This is a genomic window from Streptomyces indicus (assembly GCF_900100315.1).
Classification (GTDB): domain Bacteria; phylum Actinomycetota; class Actinomycetes; order Streptomycetales; family Streptomycetaceae; genus Streptomyces; species Streptomyces indicus.
The window spans coordinates 234,662-252,738 of record NZ_FNFF01000008.1 but is presented as its reverse complement, the minus strand read 5'-3'; the positions used below and the strand labels follow the sequence as shown (position 1 = coordinate 252,738).

Annotated in this window: 14 protein-coding genes; 9 read left to right on the top strand and 5 right to left on the bottom strand. The window is 70.2% G+C overall.

Annotated features, from left to right (window positions below; all coding sequences use genetic code 11):
* Positions 1-2: 2 nt before the first annotated feature.
* Entirely contained in the window at positions 3-1,631 is a 1,629-nt protein-coding gene (locus BLT97_RS21295) for a protein kinase domain-containing protein (RefSeq protein ID WP_093612637.1), read from the bottom strand.
* A gap of 380 nt (positions 1,632-2,011) precedes the next feature.
* Between BLT97_RS21295 and BLT97_RS21290 the strand changes: the two genes are divergently transcribed.
* The gene (locus tag BLT97_RS21290) at positions 2,012-3,580 is read left to right on the top strand and encodes a protein kinase domain-containing protein (protein WP_093612779.1); all 1,569 of its coding nucleotides are present in this window, start codon (positions 2,012-2,014) and stop codon (positions 3,578-3,580) included.
* A 94-nt stretch (positions 3,581-3,674) separates the two neighbouring features.
* Here the strand turns inward: BLT97_RS21290 and BLT97_RS21285 are convergent, their stop codons facing one another.
* Positions 3,675-4,091, bottom strand: a complete 417-nt coding sequence (locus BLT97_RS21285) for a pyridoxamine 5'-phosphate oxidase family protein (RefSeq protein ID WP_093612635.1) — start codon at positions 4,089-4,091, stop codon at positions 3,675-3,677.
* A 133-nt stretch (positions 4,092-4,224) separates the two neighbouring features.
* Positions 4,225-4,884, bottom strand: coding sequence for a response regulator (locus BLT97_RS21280; protein WP_093612633.1), 660 nt, complete (start codon positions 4,882-4,884; stop codon positions 4,225-4,227).
* 380 nt (positions 4,885-5,264) lie between these two features.
* Between BLT97_RS21280 and pdhA the strand changes: the two genes are divergently transcribed.
* From pdhA to BLT97_RS21260, 4 genes are all read left to right on the top strand, one after another.
* Positions 5,265-6,473, top strand: a complete 1,209-nt coding sequence (pdhA, locus tag BLT97_RS21275; RefSeq protein WP_093612631.1) for a pyruvate dehydrogenase (acetyl-transferring) E1 component subunit alpha — start codon at positions 5,265-5,267, stop codon at positions 6,471-6,473.
* A gap of 2 nt (positions 6,474-6,475) precedes the next feature.
* Positions 6,476-7,456, top strand: coding sequence for an alpha-ketoacid dehydrogenase subunit beta (locus BLT97_RS21270; RefSeq protein WP_093612629.1), 981 nt, complete (start codon positions 6,476-6,478; stop codon positions 7,454-7,456).
* Between the two features lie 19 nt (positions 7,457-7,475).
* The gene (locus BLT97_RS21265) at positions 7,476-9,029 is read left to right on the top strand and encodes a dihydrolipoamide acetyltransferase family protein (protein WP_093612627.1); all 1,554 of its coding nucleotides are present in this window, start codon (positions 7,476-7,478) and stop codon (positions 9,027-9,029) included.
* 573 nt (positions 9,030-9,602) lie between these two features.
* The gene (locus tag BLT97_RS21260; protein WP_093612625.1) at positions 9,603-10,598 is read left to right on the top strand and encodes a DMT family transporter; all 996 of its coding nucleotides are present in this window, start codon (positions 9,603-9,605) and stop codon (positions 10,596-10,598) included.
* 4 nt (positions 10,599-10,602) lie between these two features.
* On the opposite strand, the gene BLT97_RS21255 is transcribed toward BLT97_RS21260, so the two are convergent.
* Positions 10,603-11,472 carry a D-alanyl-D-alanine carboxypeptidase family protein gene (locus BLT97_RS21255; protein WP_093612777.1) on the bottom strand — a complete coding sequence of 290 codons (870 nt, stop codon included), beginning with the start codon at positions 11,470-11,472 and terminating at the stop codon, positions 10,603-10,605.
* Between the two features lie 181 nt (positions 11,473-11,653).
* Between BLT97_RS21255 and BLT97_RS21250 the strand changes: the two genes are divergently transcribed.
* On the top strand, positions 11,654-12,325 hold the full coding sequence (locus BLT97_RS21250) for a GntR family transcriptional regulator (protein ID WP_093612775.1): 672 nt from the start codon (positions 11,654-11,656) through the stop codon (positions 12,323-12,325).
* Positions 12,322-13,632, top strand: coding sequence for an MFS transporter (locus BLT97_RS21245; RefSeq protein ID WP_093612623.1), 1,311 nt, complete (start codon positions 12,322-12,324; stop codon positions 13,630-13,632). Before BLT97_RS21250 ends, BLT97_RS21245 begins: the two co-directional genes overlap by 4 nt.
* A 59-nt stretch (positions 13,633-13,691) precedes the next feature.
* Here BLT97_RS21245 and BLT97_RS21240 read toward each other — a convergent pair whose 3' ends face one another.
* Entirely contained in the window at positions 13,692-14,516 is an 825-nt protein-coding gene (locus tag BLT97_RS21240; protein WP_093612621.1) for a maleylpyruvate isomerase family mycothiol-dependent enzyme, read from the bottom strand.
* A 174-nt stretch (positions 14,517-14,690) separates the two neighbouring features.
* On the opposite strand from BLT97_RS21240, the gene BLT97_RS21235 reads away from it, so the two are divergent.
* Positions 14,691-15,491, top strand: a complete 801-nt coding sequence (locus BLT97_RS21235) for a carbon-nitrogen family hydrolase (RefSeq protein ID WP_093612619.1) — start codon at positions 14,691-14,693, stop codon at positions 15,489-15,491.
* A 305-nt stretch (positions 15,492-15,796) separates the two neighbouring features.
* Positions 15,797-17,974 carry an L-type lectin family protein gene (locus BLT97_RS21230; protein WP_093612617.1) on the top strand — a complete coding sequence of 726 codons (2,178 nt, stop codon included), beginning with the start codon at positions 15,797-15,799 and terminating at the stop codon, positions 17,972-17,974.
* Positions 17,975-18,077: the final 103 nt, after the last annotated feature.

Here is an 18,077-nt window from a genome sequence, read left to right as displayed (position 1 = left end):
GGCTACTGCGCCGGGTTGCCCGTCGAGACCTCCAGCTTGAGGTCGAGCTCGTCCTCACGGACTTCGGTGTCCGGCTCGGGCCACTGCTCCATCACCGTGTCCTTGCCGTAGGTGTTCTCGTCGACGTTCTGCTGGTTGTACGTCCAGCCGGCCGCCTGGAGGCAGGCCTTCACCGAGTCGAGGTTCTTGTACCGGAAGTTCGGGACGCGGATCTTCTCCGGGTCGCTGCTGCCCTCCCGCGGCTCCTTGCACTCTTCCTCGTCGATCTTCTTCGTCGTGTCCGGGCCCTTGTGCCCCGTACCCACCGACTCCGTCGGCTTGGTCTCCGGGTCCTTGTCGCCGCCGTTCATCGACAGCGCCGTGATGAGGCCGCCGATCGCGAGCAGGGCGACCACGATCGCGCCGATGATCACCGACTTGTTGTTCCGGCCGCCGCCCGAGCCGTTCGCGCCCGCGGACATCGAGGAGGTCTGCTGCGGCGTGAGGTTGTACGGCGGCGGGGTCGAGGACGCCTGCTGCGGGCTGTACGCCGCCGGGGCCGGGGTCTGGTAACCGGCCTGCTGCGGGTAGCCGTAGCCCGGGGTGGGCGCGGGGGTGGCCGGGCCGTACGGGTTCGGCGTGTAGGGCTGCTGGACGCTGCCCGGGCCCGGGGCAGGGGTGCCCGTGCCGACCGGCGGGAAGACCGCCGAGCCGACGCCCGCGCCGGAGGCGGTCTGCGCGCCGGGCACGATCGAGGGCGCCGCGGCCTGGAAGGACTGGGCCACGCGCAGGCACTCGTCGCGCATCGCCTCGGCGGTGGGGAAGCGCTCGTTCGGGTTCTTCTTCAGGGCGCGGGCCACCAGCGCGTCCACGGCCGGCGGCAGCGAGCGGTTGATCGAGGACGGAGCGACCGGCTCCTCTTGGACGTGTGCATACGCTATGGCCAGCGGCGAGTCCGCCTCGAACGGCAGACGGCCCGTGACCAGCTGGAACAGCATGATGCCGACCGAGTAGAGGTCGGAGCGGGCGTCCACACCGCGGCCGAGCGCCTGCTCCGGCGAGAGGTACTGCGGGGTGCCGACGACCATGCCGGTCTGGGTCATGGAGGTCACGCCGGACTGCATGGCCCGCGCGATGCCGAAGTCCATGACCTTGACCACATTGCGCTTGGTCATCATCACGTTGCCGGGCTTGATGTCGCGGTGGACCAGACCCATCTCGTGGCTGATCTCGAGCGCGGCCAGCACATCGGCGGTGATCTTCAGCGCCTTGTCGGTGGGCATCGCGCCGAACTGCGCGACGTCCTGGTCGAGCACCGAGCCCAGCGGGCGGCCCTCGATGTACTCCATGACGATGTACGGCATGGTCGCGCCGTCGATGTCGTCCTCGCCCGTGTCGAAGACCGAGACGATGTTCGTGTGGGTGAGCTTGGCCACGGCCTGGGCCTCGCGGCGGAAGCGCTCGCGGAAGGACTGCTCACGGCCGAGCTCGGTGTGCAGGGTCTTGATCGCCACCTGCCGGTCGAGCGTCGCGTCGTACGCCAGGTGCACGGAGGCCATGCCGCCCTCGCCGAGGAGGTCCCTCAGCTGGTAGCGGCCGCCCGCCAGGGAGCGCCCCGTGTACCGGCCGCCGTGTGCGCCGTCCTGGCTCATGTCCGTCCGTCCCCCATCGGCGCCGACAGCGGCACCAAGTGCGCGAAGATCCCTTGTATTTCCGGGCCAAGTCTGCCGTAGGCCCCTGACACGTCAAGCCGGGTGCCCGTTCCGTGACCGTACGCGCAAGAACCGTCCTGTAAGCGTTACGGAGTCCGCACAGGATTTGCCCAGCGGCCCCTGCTGCGGGTTTGATGTCCGGTCCATCTCAACCGACGTGCTGCGCAAAGGCTGTAGCGTGGCTCGACGGAGACCGTGGGACCGTAGGCACAAACCCGTCGCAATTCGTTCACCGTGGCGGACGCATGGCGGATGAAGGCAGCTGCCTGCGGATGATTACGGCCAAGGCGAGCACCAACGACAGGAAACGACGGCGAGGACTGATGGACCAGCAGCGCGCTCAGGGCCCGTCCGACCCCGAGGCGACTGGCGGCGGCGGAATGTCGGAAACGCCTGAGTTGTGGGGTAACGGAGGGCTGGTCGGCGACGGCCGCTACCGCCTGACCCACCGACTCGGCCGCGGCGGCATGGCCGAAGTCTTCGGCGCCGAGGATGTCCGGCTCGGCCGCACCGTGGCGGTGAAGCTGCTGCGCTCCGACCTCGCCGAGGACCCGGTGTCCAAGGCCCGCTTCACGCGCGAGGCGCAGTCGGTGGCCGGCCTCAACCACCATGCGGTGGTGGCGGTTTACGACTCCGGCGAGGAGTTCATCGGCGGCAACACCATCCCGTACATCGTGATGGAGCTCGTCGAGGGCCGCACCATCCGCGATCTGCTGCTCAACGCCGAAGCCCCGGGCCCCGACCAGGCGTTGATCATCGTCTCCGGTGTCCTTGAGGCGCTCGCGTACTCGCACCAGCACGGCATCGTGCACCGCGACATCAAGCCCGCGAACGTGATCATCACCAACACCGGCGCGGTCAAGGTGATGGACTTCGGTATCGCGCGTGCCCTGCACGGCGCGTCCAACACCATGACGCAGACCGGCATGGTCATGGGCACGCCTCAGTACCTCTCCCCGGAGCAGGCGCTCGGCAAGGCCGTCGACCACCGATCCGACCTGTACGCCACGGGCTGTCTGCTCTACGAACTGCTCGCGCTGCGGCCCCCGTTCATGGGCGAGACCCCGCTGTCGGTGGTCTACCAGCACGTGCAGGACCAGCCGATCCCGCCGTCCGAGATGTCGGACGGGGTGCCGCCGGAGCTCGACGGGCTCGCGATGCGCGCGCTTGCCAAGGAGCCGGACGACCGCTTCCAGAGCGCCGAGGAGATGCGCGGCCTGGTCCAGTACGCGCTCCAGATGCTCCAGGAGCAGGGCGGCCACACGGGCACCTGGAACACCGGCCCGGTGATCATGCACGAGAGCGCCGGCACCCCGGCGATGGGCACCCCGGGCCTGCCGCACCCCGACAGCGGCACCTCGCAGATCCCGCAGCCGATGATCCCGCGCACCGGCGGCGACGGCTACGACGACGGCGGCTACGACGGCAACGGCCACCAGGGCTCCGGCCGCGGCAAGACGTGGATCCTCGTCGCGCTCGCGGTGATCGCGGTCATCGCCGGTGTCGCGTACGCGCTGTCGCAGGCCAACGGCGACGACAAGGACAAGAGCCCGTCGAACCCCACGTCGGTCACGCAGTCCGAGGACACCGACTCCAAGGAGCCGACGAAGGACGAGACGACGCAGGAGGAGACGGAGCCGGGCGGCGGGACCGACGGGGGCCAGGGCACCGGCGGGCAGAGCTCCGCGCCGCCCACCTCCGAGGCGCCCTCCACTGACCCGGCGACGAGCGAGCCGCCGACGAAGGACCCGACGAGCGAGCCGCCGACGGAGGAGCCGACGACCGACGATCCGGACCCGACTCCCACCGAGGAGTCGCCGCCCCCGGGCGGCACGGAAGGTGGCACCGAGGGCGCGGACGGCGGCGCGGACGGCGGTGGCACGGGCTGATCCGCCCTGGTACCCGCAGCACGCAGACGAAGAGGGCCGGACCCACAGATCGTGGGTCCGGCCCTCTCGCGTACGCGAAGAACGGTTCCGCGCCTCAGAGCACCCGCTGCAGCTGCCGCGTGTACGCCCCGTTCATGCTGTGCACGGTGACGAACTGCGGCTCGATGCGCATGTAGACGGGCTCGAAGAGCACACCGTCCACGAAGTGCGGGGCGGGACCGAAGAGTTCGAGCTCATCGACGCTCGGCTCGATGGCCTCGCACAGGCCGACGAGCTGGACGGACCACAGGCCGTCCGCGCCGGAGCCCAGGTTGTCGGCGCCGTACGCGACGACGCTGCCGACACAGGCCTGGTGGTAGCCGAAGCCCTTGTGCATCCGCAGCAGGAGCTTGCCGTCCACGACGATGTGCCGGGCGAGGGCGAGGAAGGGCAGCGCTCGCATGCTCGTGGCCACACGCCCGTGCGGGACGTGGGACAGCAGGTCGAGTGCGCGGTTCTCATCGGTGGACATGTCTCCACTTTCCGCCACAGACAAGCTGTCGGGAAAGGGGCACCCGCCCCTGGCGCCGGGGACGTAAGTCCCGAATAAAGGCCGTGTGAAATTGCCCTGTGAGGGGCCTCGGGCCCCTCACCGAAAGCGGGCGTCAGTGCTTCTCGGCCTGCATACGGGCGACATACGCGGCGGCCTGCGAACGGCGCTCCATGCCCAGCTTGGAGAGCAGGCTGGAGACGTAATTCTTGATCGTCTTCTCCGCCAGGTGCAGACGCTCGCCGATCGCACGGTTCGTCAGGCCCTCGCCGATCAGGTCGAGGATCTTGCGCTCCTGCTCGGTGAGGTTCGCGAGCCGGTCGTCGCCCTTGGCGTTGTTGCCGTCGCGCAGCCGCTCCAGGACGCGGGCCGTGGCGACCGGGTCGAGCAGCGACTTGCCGGCGGCCACGTCGCGGACCGCCGTGAGCAGCTCATTGCCCCGGATGGCCTTCAGGACATAGCCGGAGGCGCCGGCCATGATCGCGTCGAAGAGGGCCTCGTCGTCCGCGAACGAGGTGAGCATCAGGCATTTGATGTCCTCGTTCTGCGAGCGGATCTCGCGGCAGACCTCGACCCCGCTGCCGTCGGGCAGCCGCACGTCCAGGACCGCCACGTCAGGCCGGGTGGCGGGGATCCGGACCAGGGCGTCGGCGGCCGTACCGGCCTCGCCGACCACCTCGATGTCCGCCTCGACGGACAGAAGCTCATGGACTCCGCGACGGACCACTTCATGGTCGTCGAGAAGAAATACGGTGATTTTTCCATCTTCGCGCACGGAGCCAGTGTCACACACCGTCTCTTCCGCCGCTTCGGCCGCATCCCTGCAAGCGGTCCATCCGGGAAAAATCAACTCTTCCAAAGGCGAGGGTGACCGGGATAACGTGCCCGTGTTCCGGCCCCTTGCAAGGCGCTGACCAGCAACAGTTCCGGTTATCCGGGATTTACTTGGAAATCCAAGCAAAATCGCAGGTCAGACGGGGTTTCGCAGATATGCGGTCCCCTGGGTAACGTGCTTTGTACAGGGCGCTCGCCGGGGCACCTGTCCGCCTGTTTCCCCCTACCCCGAGCGCACCCACCCCGTGCGCGGGTACGGATACAGGTGAGCCGCACTGGTTCCCGGCCGATCCCGGGGGCCGGACCGACGGAGGAGTACACGTGACCGTGGAAAGCACCGCCGCGCGCACACCGCGCCGCACCAGCGGTGGCAAGCGCGCCGCGAGCAGCAAAGCCGGCACCAAGACCGCGAAGACTGCCGCCGCCAAGCCCGCGAAGGCCGGGGCCGCCGAGCCCGAGCTCGTCCAGCTCCTGACCCCCGAGGGTCAGCGCGTCGAGCACCCCGACTACAGCATCGACCTGAGCGCCGACGAGCTCCGCGGCCTGTACAAGGACATGGTCCTGACCCGGCAGTTCGACGCCGAGGCCATCGCGCTGCAGCGCCAGGGCGAGCTGGGCCTGTGGCCCTCGCTGCTCGGCCAGGAGGCCGCCCAGATCGGCTCCGGCCGCGCCACCCGGGAGGACGACTACGTCTTCCCGACCTACCGCGAGCACGGCGTCGCCTGGTGCCGCGGGGTCGAGCCGAAGAAGCTGCTCGGCATGTTCCGCGGTGTGAACAACGGCGGCTGGGACCCGAACACCAACAACTTCCACCTGTACACGATCGTCATCGGCTCGCAGGCCCTGCACGCCACCGGGTACGCCATGGGCGTCACCAAGGACGGCGCGGACTCGGCCGTGGTCGCGTACTTCGGTGACGGCGCCTCCAGCCAGGGCGATGTGATGGAGGGCTTCAACTTCGCCGCCGTCTACAACGCACCGGTCGTGTTCTTCTGCCAGAACAACCAGTGGGCGATCTCGGAGAGCAACGAGAAGCAGTTCCGCGTCCCGCTCTTCCAGCGCGCCCAGGGCTTCGGCTTCCCCGGCGTCCGCGTGGACGGCAACGACGTGCTCGCGGTGCTCGCCGTCACCCGTGCGGCCCTGGACCGCGCCCGCCGCGGCGAGGGCCCGATGCTGATCGAGGCCTTCACGTACCGCATGGGCGCCCACACCACGTCCGACGACCCGACGAAGTACCGCAGGGACGAGGAGCGCGAGGCGTGGGAGGCCAAGGACCCGATCCTGCGCCTGCGCACCTACCTGCTCGCCGAGGGCATGGCCGACGAGGCCTTCTTCGCGGACCTGGAGAAGGAGTCCGAGGACTTCGGCAAGCAGGTCCGCGAGGCCGTGCGCTCCATGCCGGACCCGGACATGATGGCGATCTTCGAGAATGTCTACGCGGACGGGAGCGCCCTCGTCGACGAGGAGCGCGCGCAGTTCGCCGCCTACCAGGCATCCTTCGCGGACGCCGGGCACGGGGAGGGCAAGTAACCATGGCCGTACAGAAGTTGCCCCTCGCCAAGGCGATCAACGAATCGCTGCGCACCGCCCTGGAGAACGACCCGAAGGTCGTGCTCATGGGCGAGGACATCGGCAAGCTCGGCGGTGTCTTCCGTGTCACCGACGGTCTGCAGAAGGACTTCGGCGAGGACCGTGTCATCGACACCCCGCTCGCCGAGTCCGGCATCGTCGGCACCGCGATCGGTCTGGCCCTGCGCGGCTACCGGCCCGTGGTGGAGATCCAGTTCGACGGCTTCGTCTTCCCCGCGTACGACCAGATCGTCACGCAGCTCGCCAAGATGCACGCCCGCTCGCTCGGCAAGGTCAAGCTGCCGGTCGTCATCCGTATCCCGTACGGCGGCGGCATCGGCGCGGTCGAGCACCACTCCGAGTCGCCCGAGGCCCTGTTCGCGCACGTCGCGGGCCTGAAGGTGATCTCCCCGTCGAACTCGCAGGACGCCTACTGGATGCTCCAGCAGGCCATCCAGAGCGACGACCCGGTGATCTACTTCGAGCCGAAGCGCCGCTACTGGGACAAGTCCGAGGTGGACACGGAGACGATTCCGGCCCCGCTGCACTCCGCCCGTACGGTCCGCGAGGGCTCCGACCTGACCTTGGTGGCGTACGGCCCGATGGTGAAGGTCTGTCTCGAAGCCGCCGCGGCCGCCGAGGAGGAGGGCAAGTCCCTCGAGGTCCTCGACCTGCGCTCGATGTCCCCGATCGACTTCGACGCGATCCAGGCCTCCGTCGAGAAGACCGGCCGCCTTGTGGTGGTCCACGAGGCTCCCGTCTTCTACGGTGCGGGTGCGGAGATCGCCGCGCGGATCACCGAGCGGTCCTTCTACCACCTCGAGTCCCCCGTGCTCCGGGTCGGCGGTTTCCACGCGCCGTATCCGCCGGCGCGGCTCGAGGAGGAGTACCTGCCGGGCCTCGACCGGGTGCTCGACGCCGTCGACCGCTCGCTGGCGTACTGAGGAGAGGGTCGTGACTGTCATGACTGAGACGCTTCCCCAAGCTCTCGGCTCCGCTCGAGCAGGGGATACCCCAATCCGCGAGTTCAAGATGCCGGACGTCGGCGAGGGACTCACCGAGGCCGAGATCCTCAAGTGGTACGTCCAGCCCGGTGACACCGTCACCGACGGGCAGGTCGTGTGCGAGGTCGAGACCGCCAAGGCCGCGGTCGAACTGCCCATCCCGTACGACGGTGTGGTGCACGAGCTGCGCTTCCCCGAGGGCACCACGGTCGATGTCGGCCAGGTGATCATCTCGGTGGACGTGGCGCCTGGATCAGGTCCCGCTCCCGCTTCCGGGGAGACCGAGGCCGCTGCTCCGGCCGCCCCTGCTGCTCCGGCCGCTCCCGCCGAGGGCGGTGAGCCTGAGGGGCGCCAGCCGGTTCTCGTCGGCTACGGGGTCTCCCAGAGCTCGACGAAGCGGCGGGCCCGCAAGGGTGCCGAGGCTGCCTCGGTGCCGTCGCAGGAGAGCGCCCCCGAGGGCACGTACTACTCCTCGCCCGCCGCGGCCGCGGTCCAGGCGGAGCTGAACGGGCACAGCGCCCCGGCTGCTCCCGCTGCTCCCGCTGCTCCGGCCGCTCCCGCTGCTCCGGCCGCTCCGGCCGGTGCGCGTCCGCTGGCCAAGCCGCCGGTGCGCAAGCTGGCCAAGGACCTGGGCGTGGACCTCGCCACGGTCACGCCGAGCGGTCCGGACGGGGTCATCACGCGCGAGGACGTGCACGCGGCCGTGGCTGCGGTGTCGGCTCCGGCCACCGAGGCGCCCGCCGCCCCCGTTTCACGTGAAACAACTCCCGCCGCGCAGGCTCCCGTTCAGGAGCTGGCTGTGGCTTCGGGGGCACGCGAGACCCGTATCCCCGTCAAGGGCGTCCGCAAGGCCACCGCCGCCGCGATGGTCGACTCGGCCTTCACCGCGCCGCACGTCACGGAGTTCGTGACCGTGGACGTGACGCGGACGATGAAGCTGGTCGAGGAGCTGAAGTCTGACAAGGACATGCAGGGCCTCAGGGTCAATCCGCTGCTCCTGATCGCGAAGGCGCTGCTCGTCGCGATCAAGCGGAACCCGGACGTCAACGCGTCCTGGGACGATGCGGCCCAGGAGATCGTGCTCAAGCACTACGTGAACCTGGGTATCGCGGCCGCGACACCGCGCGGTCTGATCGTGCCGAACATCAAGGACGCGCACGACAAGACCCTGCCGGAACTGGCTTCCGCGCTCGGCGAGTTGGTGTCCACCGCGCGCGAGGGCAAGACCACGCCGGCGGCCATGCAGGGCGGCACCGTCACGATCACCAATGTGGGCGTCTTCGGCGTCGACACCGGTACGCCGATCCTCAACCCCGGTGAGTCGGCGATCCTCGCGGTCGGCGCCATCAAGCTCCAGCCGTGGGTGCACAAGGGCAAGGTCAAGCCGCGTCAGGTGATGACCCTGGCGCTGTCCTTCGACCACCGCCTGGTTGACGGCGAACTCGGCTCGAAGGTGCTCGCGGACATCGCGGCGATCCTGGAGCAGCCGAAGCGGTTGATCACCTGGGCGTAGGGCGTAGGAGCGGGGCGGGGCCGGGGCGGATTTCCTCCCGGCCCCGCCCCCTTCCCGTGTACGGGGGCTCCGCCCCGGGGCCGGAGCAGGTTGATTTTCTGCCGACTGCGCCCGCAAGCTCCCAGCGGGGCTCCGCCCCTGCACCCCGGCGGGGGCTGCGCCCCCTGCACCCCTGCGGGGCTTCGCCCCTGCACCCCTGCGGGGCTTCGCCCCTGCACCCCTGCGGGGCTTCGCCCCTGCACCCCAGCGGGGCTTCGCCCCTGCACCCCTGCGGGGCTGCGCCCCCTGCACCCCGGGGACGGAGCGGATTGTTTTTTGCCGACTGCGCCCGCAAGCTCCCAGCGGGGCTTCGCCCCTGCACCCCAGCGGGGCTCCGCCCCTGCACCCCAGCGGGGCTCCGCCCCTGCACCCCGGCGGGGCTGCCCCCGGGGCCGGAGCGGGTTGATTTTTTGCCGACTGCGGCCGCAAGCTCCCTGCGGGGCTCCGCACCTCAGCGGGGCTCCGCACCTCAGCGGGGCTCCGCGCCCCCAGCGGGGGCTCCGCCCCCTGTACCCGTCAGCACAAGGACCCGTCATGCGTCTCAGCACCGCCCCATGGGTGGGGCTTGCCATCTTTTCCGGCGCCCTCATAGCACTCCAGTCCCGGATCAACGGGGAGCTGGCTGCCGGGCTCGGCGGGGACGGGTTTGCGGGGGCGGTGATCTCGTTCGGGTCCGGGCTCGTGGTGCTCGCGCTCGGGCTGCTCCTGGTGCGGGAGCCGCGGCGCGGGGTGCGGCGCGTGTTCGACGCCGTACGGGCGGGGCGGCTCAAGTGGTGGCAGGTGCTCGGGGGCTGCGGCGGTGCCACCTTCGTCCTCGCCCAGGGCCTCACCGTCACCGCGCTGGGCGTGGCCCTCTTCACGGTCGCCGTGGTCGCCGGGCAGGTCGGCGGCGGCCTCGTCTTCGACCGGATGGGGCTCGGGCCCGCCGGACCGCAGCGGCCCACCCGCCGAAGGGTCGTCGGCGCTGTGCTCGTGCTCGTCGCGGTGGGCATCTCCATGGCCGACAAGGTCGGCGGCGGATTTCCGTACGCGCTGCTCGCTCTGCCCCTCGTCGCGGGCGTCTTCGTCAGCTGGCAGCAGGCCGTCAACGGCCATGTGAAGAACACCGCCGGCTCCGCCTACACGGGCACGTTCTTCAACTTCGCGACGGGTGCGACGGCCCTCTTCCTGGTCTTCCTCGTGCACGCCGCCTTCCGCGGCATCCCCGCCGGCCTGCCGTCCGAGCCGTATCTCTACCTCGGCGGCGTCGTCGGGATCGCCTTCATCTCCATCGCCGTGGCCACCGTGCAGAAGCTGGGCGTCCTGGTGCTCGGGCTGTGCACCATCACCGGCCAGCTGCTCGGCTCGCTGCTGCTCGACGGACTGCTGCCGCACGGCGACGCGGAGATCACCGCCGCGACCTTCGCGGGCGCCGCGCTCGCCCTGGCGGCCGTGGTCCTCGCGGCCCTCGCCGGAACGCGGACGGGCCGGGTGGTCGCCTCGTCGGAAGCGACCACCCGGCCCGCCGAGGAGTCCGCGCCTACTTCTTGAACGCCTACTTCTTGAACGCGTAGTCCATCAGCTTCTTCGCATCGGACGCGCGCGCGTTCGCCGAGGTGGACTTCAGGACGGTGCCGATGACCGTCTTGCCGTTGCGCGTGGCCGCGAACACCAGGCAGTAGCCGGCCTCCGGGCCCGAACCCGTCTTGACGCCGATGGCGCCCTTGTACGTGCCCAGCAGGGTGTTCGTGTTGGACCAGGACATGTAGCGGTAGCCGCCGGACTTGGTCGTGACCTTCTGCTTCGTGGACTTCGTCTTCACGATGGAGCGGAACGTGGAGCTCTTCATCGCGGACGAGGCGATCTTCGTCAGGTCGCGGGGCGTCGAGTAGTTCGAGCCCTTGCCGATGCCGTCGAAGGAGTCGAAGTGGGTGTTCTTCAGACCCATGTCCTTGGCGGTCTTGTTCATCTTGCCGATGAAGGACTTCACGCGGGCCGCGCGCGTGGACCCCGTGCCGAACTTGTCGGCCAGCGCGTACGCGGCATCGCACCCGGAGGGGAGCATCAGCCCGTACAGGAGCTGGCGGACGGTCACCTTGTCGCCGACGATCAGCCGGGCCGACGAGGCGTTGTTCTTGACGATGTAGTCGCTGTACGCCTTCTGGATCGTGACCTTGGAGTCCAGGTTCAGATTCTTCTGGGACAGCACCACCTTGGCCGTCATGATCTTGGTGGTCGAGCCGGTGGACCGGCGGGTGTCCGCGCCCTTGGTGTACAGGGTCTTGCCCGTCCCGTTGTTCATCACGAAGCCGCCCTTGGCGGCGATGGACGGGGTGGCCAGCGTGGCGGCCTGTGCGGAGGTGGTCAGGGCTCCGCCGGTGAGCATGGTTCCCGCGACGAGAACAGCAGTGCCCGCAATGCGCATCTTCAAGGTGAAAGCTCCAAATGCCCCTAAGGCGCCGCCTCTTGAGCGAGGTGCGCACTGGTGAGACAGCTGAAACGGCCGAGAGGTTGCGCCGGGCATAGAGGGGTTTTTCCGCATCCTTTGGCGTCCCGCATCGTGGACGGGATTCGGCTTGCGTACGTGTTGTATCTATGCTGTGCGCATGCCTGCCGCCGCCGCTCCCGCCCTCAAGCCCCTGAAGCAGCCCCCCGCCGCCGAACGCGTCTACCAGCACGTCAAGCAGGCCGTCCTGGAACGCCGTTACGAGGGCGGCACCCTCCTCACCGAAGGCGAGCTCGCCGCCGATGTCGGGGTCTCGCGCACCCCCGTACGAGAGGCGCTGCTCAAGCTGGAGGTCGAAGGGCTCCTGAAGCTGTACCCGAAGAAGGGCGCCCTCGTGCTGCCCGTATCGGCGCAGGAGATCGCCGACGTGGTCGAGACGCGGCTGCTCGTCGAGGAGCACGCGGTGCGCAAGGCCGTGCCCGCGCCGCCGCAGCTGATCGCCCGGCTCGAGGAACTTCTGGAGCAACAGCGTGAGCAGGCCGCCGCCGGCGACTACGCGGGCGCGGCCCAGTCCGACCGGTGCTTCCACGCCGAGATCGTGCGCAGCGGCGGCAACGAGATCCTCTCGAAGCTCTACGACCAGCTGCGCGACCGGCAGTTGCGGATGGGCATCGCCGTGATGCACTCGCACCCCGACCGCACCGCCAAGACCCTCGCCGAGCACGCCGAGATCCTTCAGGCGCTGCGCGCGGGCGAGGCGGACGCGGCGGTCGCCGTGATCCACCGGCACATCGGCTGGTTCCACACCCTCGCGCGCGGTGAAGCCCGATGAGTGCTGCCGCCGTCCGTCTGCCCGGTGATCCGCCCGGCGGCAGGAAGGCCGTCCTGGTCTGGTCGGTCGGGGTCGCCGTCTACTTCGTCGCGGTCATCTTCCGCACCTCGCTCGGGGTCGCGGGTCTCGACGCCGCGGAACGCTTCGACGTGGGCGCCTCCGCCCTGTCGACCTTCTCGATCCTCCAACTGCTCGTGTACGCGGGCATGCAGATACCCGTCGGCCTGCTCGTCGACCGGCTCGGCACCAAGAAGGTGCTGACCCTCGGGGCCGTGCTCTTCACGCTCGGCCAGCTGTCCTTCGCGCTCGCCCCTTCGTACGGGATGGCGCTCGCCGCCCGCGCGCTGCTCGGCTGCGGTGACGCGATGACCTTCATCAGCGTGCTGCGCCTGGGCACCCGCTGGTTCCCCGCTCGCCGCGGCCCGCTGGTCGCCCAGCTCGCCGGCCTGATCGGCATGGGCGGCAACCTCGTCTCGACCCTGCTCCTGGCCCGCCTCCTGCACGGGGTGGGCTGGACCGCCGCCTTCGTCGGCAGCTCGCTCGCCGGTGTGGTGGTCCTCGTCCTGATGCTGCTCTTCCTCAAGGATCACCCCGAGGGCCACGCTCCCGAGCCGGTGCGGACCCCGGGACAGCAGGGCTTCGCCTTCGTACGGGGTCAGATCGCCGCGGCCTGGCGCGAGCCCGGCACCCGGCTCGGCCTGTGGGTGCACTTCACCACGCAGTTCCCGATGATGGTGTTCACGCTCCTGTGGGGCCTGCCGTTCCTCGTCGAGGCGCAGGGACTCAGCCGCGGGGCCGCCGGTGAACTGCTCACGGTCACCGTCCTGTCGACCATGGCGATCGGCCTGGTCTACGGCCAGATCATCTCCCGCCACCAAGGGGCCCGTACGCCGATCGCGCTCGGCACGATCGCCCTCACCGCGCTCCTGTGGGGCCTGACGCTCGGCCCGTTCGGCGACGGCACCCCGCTGTGGCTGCTCGTGCTGCTCTGCGTCGGGCTCGGCACCTGCGGCCCCGCCTCGATGATCGGCTTCGACTTCGCCCGCCCGGCCAACCCGCCCGAGCGGCAGGGCACGGCGAGCGGCATCGTCAACATGGGCGGCTTCGTCGCCTCCATGACCACCCTGCTCGCGGTCGGCGTCCTGCTGGACGCGACCGGGGACAACTACCGGATCGCCTTCTGCTCGATCTTCGTCCTGGAGGCGCTCGGCGTCACACAGATCCTGCGCCTGCGCCGGCACGCGGCCCGCCGGGAGCGCGAACGGCTCGTGGCCAGCCGCGTGGAGGCCGTGCACGTACCGGCGTGACGCGACCGCCTGTGCGTCATCGCGTCACGGCGTGACCCGACCGCCCCCGCGGCACCGCCTCACGGCGTGACAGCGAAGTGGTCGAGGATCGCCTGGGCCAGGTCCTGGTCGCCCTCGACCTTGATGCGGTCGGCGACGGCGGCCGGCTTCGTGCGCCCGCAGGCCAGCTTGTAGAAGGTCTCCCAGTCGAGCGCGAGCGTCACGGCGGGGCCGAGCGAGGGCGCACCGTCCACGGTGCCGCGGCCGTCCGCGTCGATCCGTACCGTCCGCAGGAAGTCCACCGGGCCGTGCACATCGAAGACGACGGCCGAACTGGCGGGCGCACCGGCCTTCTTGGCCACCACCTTCGGCAGCGCGGAGAGCAGCACGTCGCGGGCGACGAGGGCGCCCGGGGAGTCCAGGTTGCCCGGCTTCTTCAGGGAGGTCCGCAGGTCCTGCTCGTGCACCCAGATGTCGAACGCCCGCCTGCGCATGGCCTCTTCGAGGGTCTCCTCGCTGCCGAGCGGGCCGCGCACCTTCGCCCCGGGGTCCCGCGACTCGTTCCGCAGCTGCCGCGAGCGGCGGATGATCGTGTACTCGAGCTCCGCGGTCATCTCGGGCGCGGTGTGGTGCCGGCGCACGTCGACCTGCATCTCCATGTACCGCTGGGACTCGGTCTGTACGTGGTACAGGTCGCGCGGCAGCGTGTGGATGGGCCGGGGGTCGCCGAGCATCTCGCAGTCCACGCCGATGACATGGGAGACGACATCGCGCACCGACCAGCCGGGGCAGGGCGTCGCCCAGTTCCACTCGCCTTCCGCGAGCGGCTGCACCAGCTCGGATATCGCTTCCACGGAGTGGGTCCAGGCGTCGGCGTAGGACTGAAGGCTGGGATGGAGACTCACAGGACGGGACCCCTCGGGCGGTTCGGGTGCGCGGGCTCGGCGACGGCAGGGTGGGGGAGGCTCTCGCGGCCCTAAGTTACGCTGCCACGAGGGCCCCTTGCAGTGCTTTCGAGTGACGATCGTAGGCGTTGTTGACGGCCGGCCCGCCGGTTCGAATGCCAGGACGGTGGTAGTGTGCGCGCCTCGCTCATCCAGATCGCGGTAAACCCTGAGGAATCGGTCAATTCCCGCCGGGAGCGCGTGGCTTCGCTCGTCCGCGCGGAGGCCGGTGCCGATCTGGTGGTGCTGCCCGAGCTGTGGCCGACGGGGGCCTTCGGGTACGAACTCTTCGCCGCGGAAGCGGAATCCCTCCACGGGCCCACGTACGAGGCCATGTCGAAGGCCGCGCGCGACGCCGGAATCTGGCTGCACGCGGGCTCGGTCGTGGAGCGCGCCGCGGACGGCACCCTCTACAACACGGCCCTCGTCTTCGCCCCGGACGGCCAACTGGCCGCCACGTACCGGAAGATCCACCGCTTCGGCTTCGACAAGGGCGAGGCCGTGCTGATGGGCGCGGGCACCGAGCCCGTGACGGTCGCGCTGCCCGACACCACCCTCGGCGTGACCACCTGCTACGACCTGCGCTTCCCCGAGCTCTACCGCACCCTCGTCGACCGCGGCGCCGAGACCCTGGTCGTCTCCGCCGGCTGGCCGGAGCGCCGCCGCGCCCACTGGACCCTGCTCGCGCAGGCCCGAGCGGTGGAGAACCAGTGCTTCGTCCTCGCCGTCGGCACGGCCGGCACCCACGCCGGCGTGGAGCAGGCCGGCCACTCGATCGCCGTGGACCCGTGGGGCGAGGTGCTCGGCGAGGCGGGCGCGGACGAGGAGATCCTGCGCGTGGAGTTCGACCCGGCACGGGTCGCGGCCACGCGGGAGCAGTTCCCGGCCCTGAAGGACCGCGTCCTGGGGCTGGAGGCTCCGGGCGGGAAGGGCTGAGGGCGACCCGAGGCGCTCTCGCACCGCAGGGGTGAGGGACGGCCCGGGGCGCGGTCGCACCACCCAGACGCTCCGTCACGGCCGCTGCTGACGCACAGTGACGGAAGGGGTCCTCCCCAAGTGCCGCACGGGCACTCGCTCTCCGGCGCGAACACCCCGTCACCCGCATGGGCTTCGCCGTTCGCGGGGTCTGCGGCCCGGTGTTCTGATGATCGAAAATCGGTCACTGTACGCAATCAAATGCGTACGTGGCGTCACTCATCAGGACCCGTGCAGGGCGTGGTGCGCCCGAGGAGGCACCCCTTATGACGGATATCGGACACCGGCGCGGCCGGAAGGCGGGCCCGCTGAGGGGCCGTCTCGCGGCCCCGCTCTCACTGGCCACGGCCGTGGCCCTCGGGCTGTCGCTCGCAGCTCCGTTCTCCGCTTCGGCGGAGGAGATCGCCAGCGAGAAGTTCACCGGTACGACCGTGGACGAGTCCAAGTGGTACGGCGGGCCGTACGACCCCAAGGACCCGACCGGATACGCCTGCCTGACCGCGGCGACCGGTGAGCAAGGCCCGCTGAAGGCCTGTGGCAAGGCCGTCGGAGACAAGCCCGGTGAGGGCGTGCTGCGCCTGACCACCAACGAGCGGGCCCAGAACGGCTACGTGATCTCGCGCAAGCCCGTGGGCTCCCGGTCCGGCATCAAGTTCTCCGCGGACTTCTCCATCTACAAGGGCGGACTGCGCAACCAGCTCGCGGACGGCATGGCGCTGATGCTGCTCGACGGCAGCGCCCCGATGCCCACCAAGTCGGGTATCAACGGCTGGGGTCTGGGCTACGCCAAGATCGAGGGCGGTTACCTCGGCATCGGTCTCGACGTGTGGGGCAACTTCACCTCCGGCGGCTTCGGCGCGTCCGGCGGTCTGAAGGAGCGCACGCCCAACTCGATCACGGTCCGCGGCGCGTCCTCCATCAACAATCCGCTGGTCGCCACGTACCAGTCGAACCGCAAGCTGGCCCCGCCGGAGGCGCAGAACCGCGATCAGGCCCGGCGTACGGCCATCATCGAGCTGTCCCACGAGGGCGTGCTCAAGGTCTCCATCGACTTCCACGACGGCGCGCCGCTGCGCGAGGTCATCGAGCCCGTCGACCTCGACGAGATCAAGGGCCAGCCGAAGGTGCCGGACACCTTCCGCATCGGCATCGCCGCCAGCACCGGCGACTACAGCAGCATCCACGAGATCGCGAACGTCAAGCTCGAGACCCTCGCGCCGAAGCTGTCGACGAGCGTCACGCCGAAGGGCCCGGTCAACGGCGGCGCCCCGGCCGAGTTCGAGATGACCACGCACAACGACAAGCTGGCCGGTCCGACCACCGGTGAGGTCACGACCACCCAGACCTTCCCCGAGGGCGTCAAGCCCGTCGCCGCCTCCGGTGACGGCTGGAAGTGCACCATCGCGGGCCAGACCGTCACCTGCAAGCGCCCCGGCAGCGGTGCCGACGCGCTGAAGCCGGGCGACTCCTACCCGCCGGTCCTCGTGAAGACCCAGGTCGCGGCCGACGCCAAGGGTGACAAGGAAGTCACCTCGCAGGCCACGACGCCGGGTTCGGCCCCGTCGAAGCCCGACACCAGCACGTTCACCGTCACGCCCGCCAAGGACCCGGCGCTCGTCGTCACCACCAAGCCGGTGGGCGACGTGACCGGCGGCGGCCCCGCCGTGTACGAGATCGACGTGGCCAACAAGCCCGACGCCGGCGCCACCAACGGTGAGGTGAAGGTCGTCCGCACCTTCCCGAAGGGCATCACGCCCGTCACCGCGGTCGGCGAGGGCTGGACCTGCAAGATCGACGGCCAGACCGTCACCTGCACCCGTCCGGGCACCGGCACCGACGTCCTGAACCCGGGCGAGAGCTACCCGCCGATCTCCATCGGCACCCAGGTCGACGACGGCGCCAAGGGCCCGCTGGAGGGCACCACCGAGGCGACCACCGGCGGCAAGGGCTCCGGCCCGGTCAAGGACACCACCGACGTCAAGCCGGCGCCCGTCAAGGACCCGAACCTGAGCGTCGTGACCAAGCCCAAGGGCGACGTGGTCGCGGGCAAGCCCGCGCAGTTCACCGTGGACGTCTCCAACGCCGCGGACGCGGGCCCGACCACCGGCACCACGGTCGTCTCGCGCACCTTCCCGGAGGGCGTCACGCCGGTGAAGGCCGCGGGCGAGGGCTGGAACTGCAAGATCGTCGGCCGTACGGTGACCTGCGTCCGTGACGCGGTGATCCAGCCGGGCAAGCAGGCCCCGACGATCACCATCGACACGACCGTCGACGCCGGCGCCTCCGGTCAGCTCGAGGGCTGGACGGACCTGTCCACGCCGGGCGACCCGAACGGCGGCAACCGCGTCTTCGACACCTTCGTGGTGAAGGCGGACGCGTCGCAGGACATCAACTGCGGTGGCTGGATCACGTCGGGCGGCACGCGTGCCGCCCAGTGCGAGTGACCACCCCGCAGCGGTGATCCGCTGAAACACACCGCGGCCCCGGAGGACATCCGCCTCCGGGGCCGCGGTGCTGTGCCGTGCGGCCGGTTCGGACCGCGGTGCG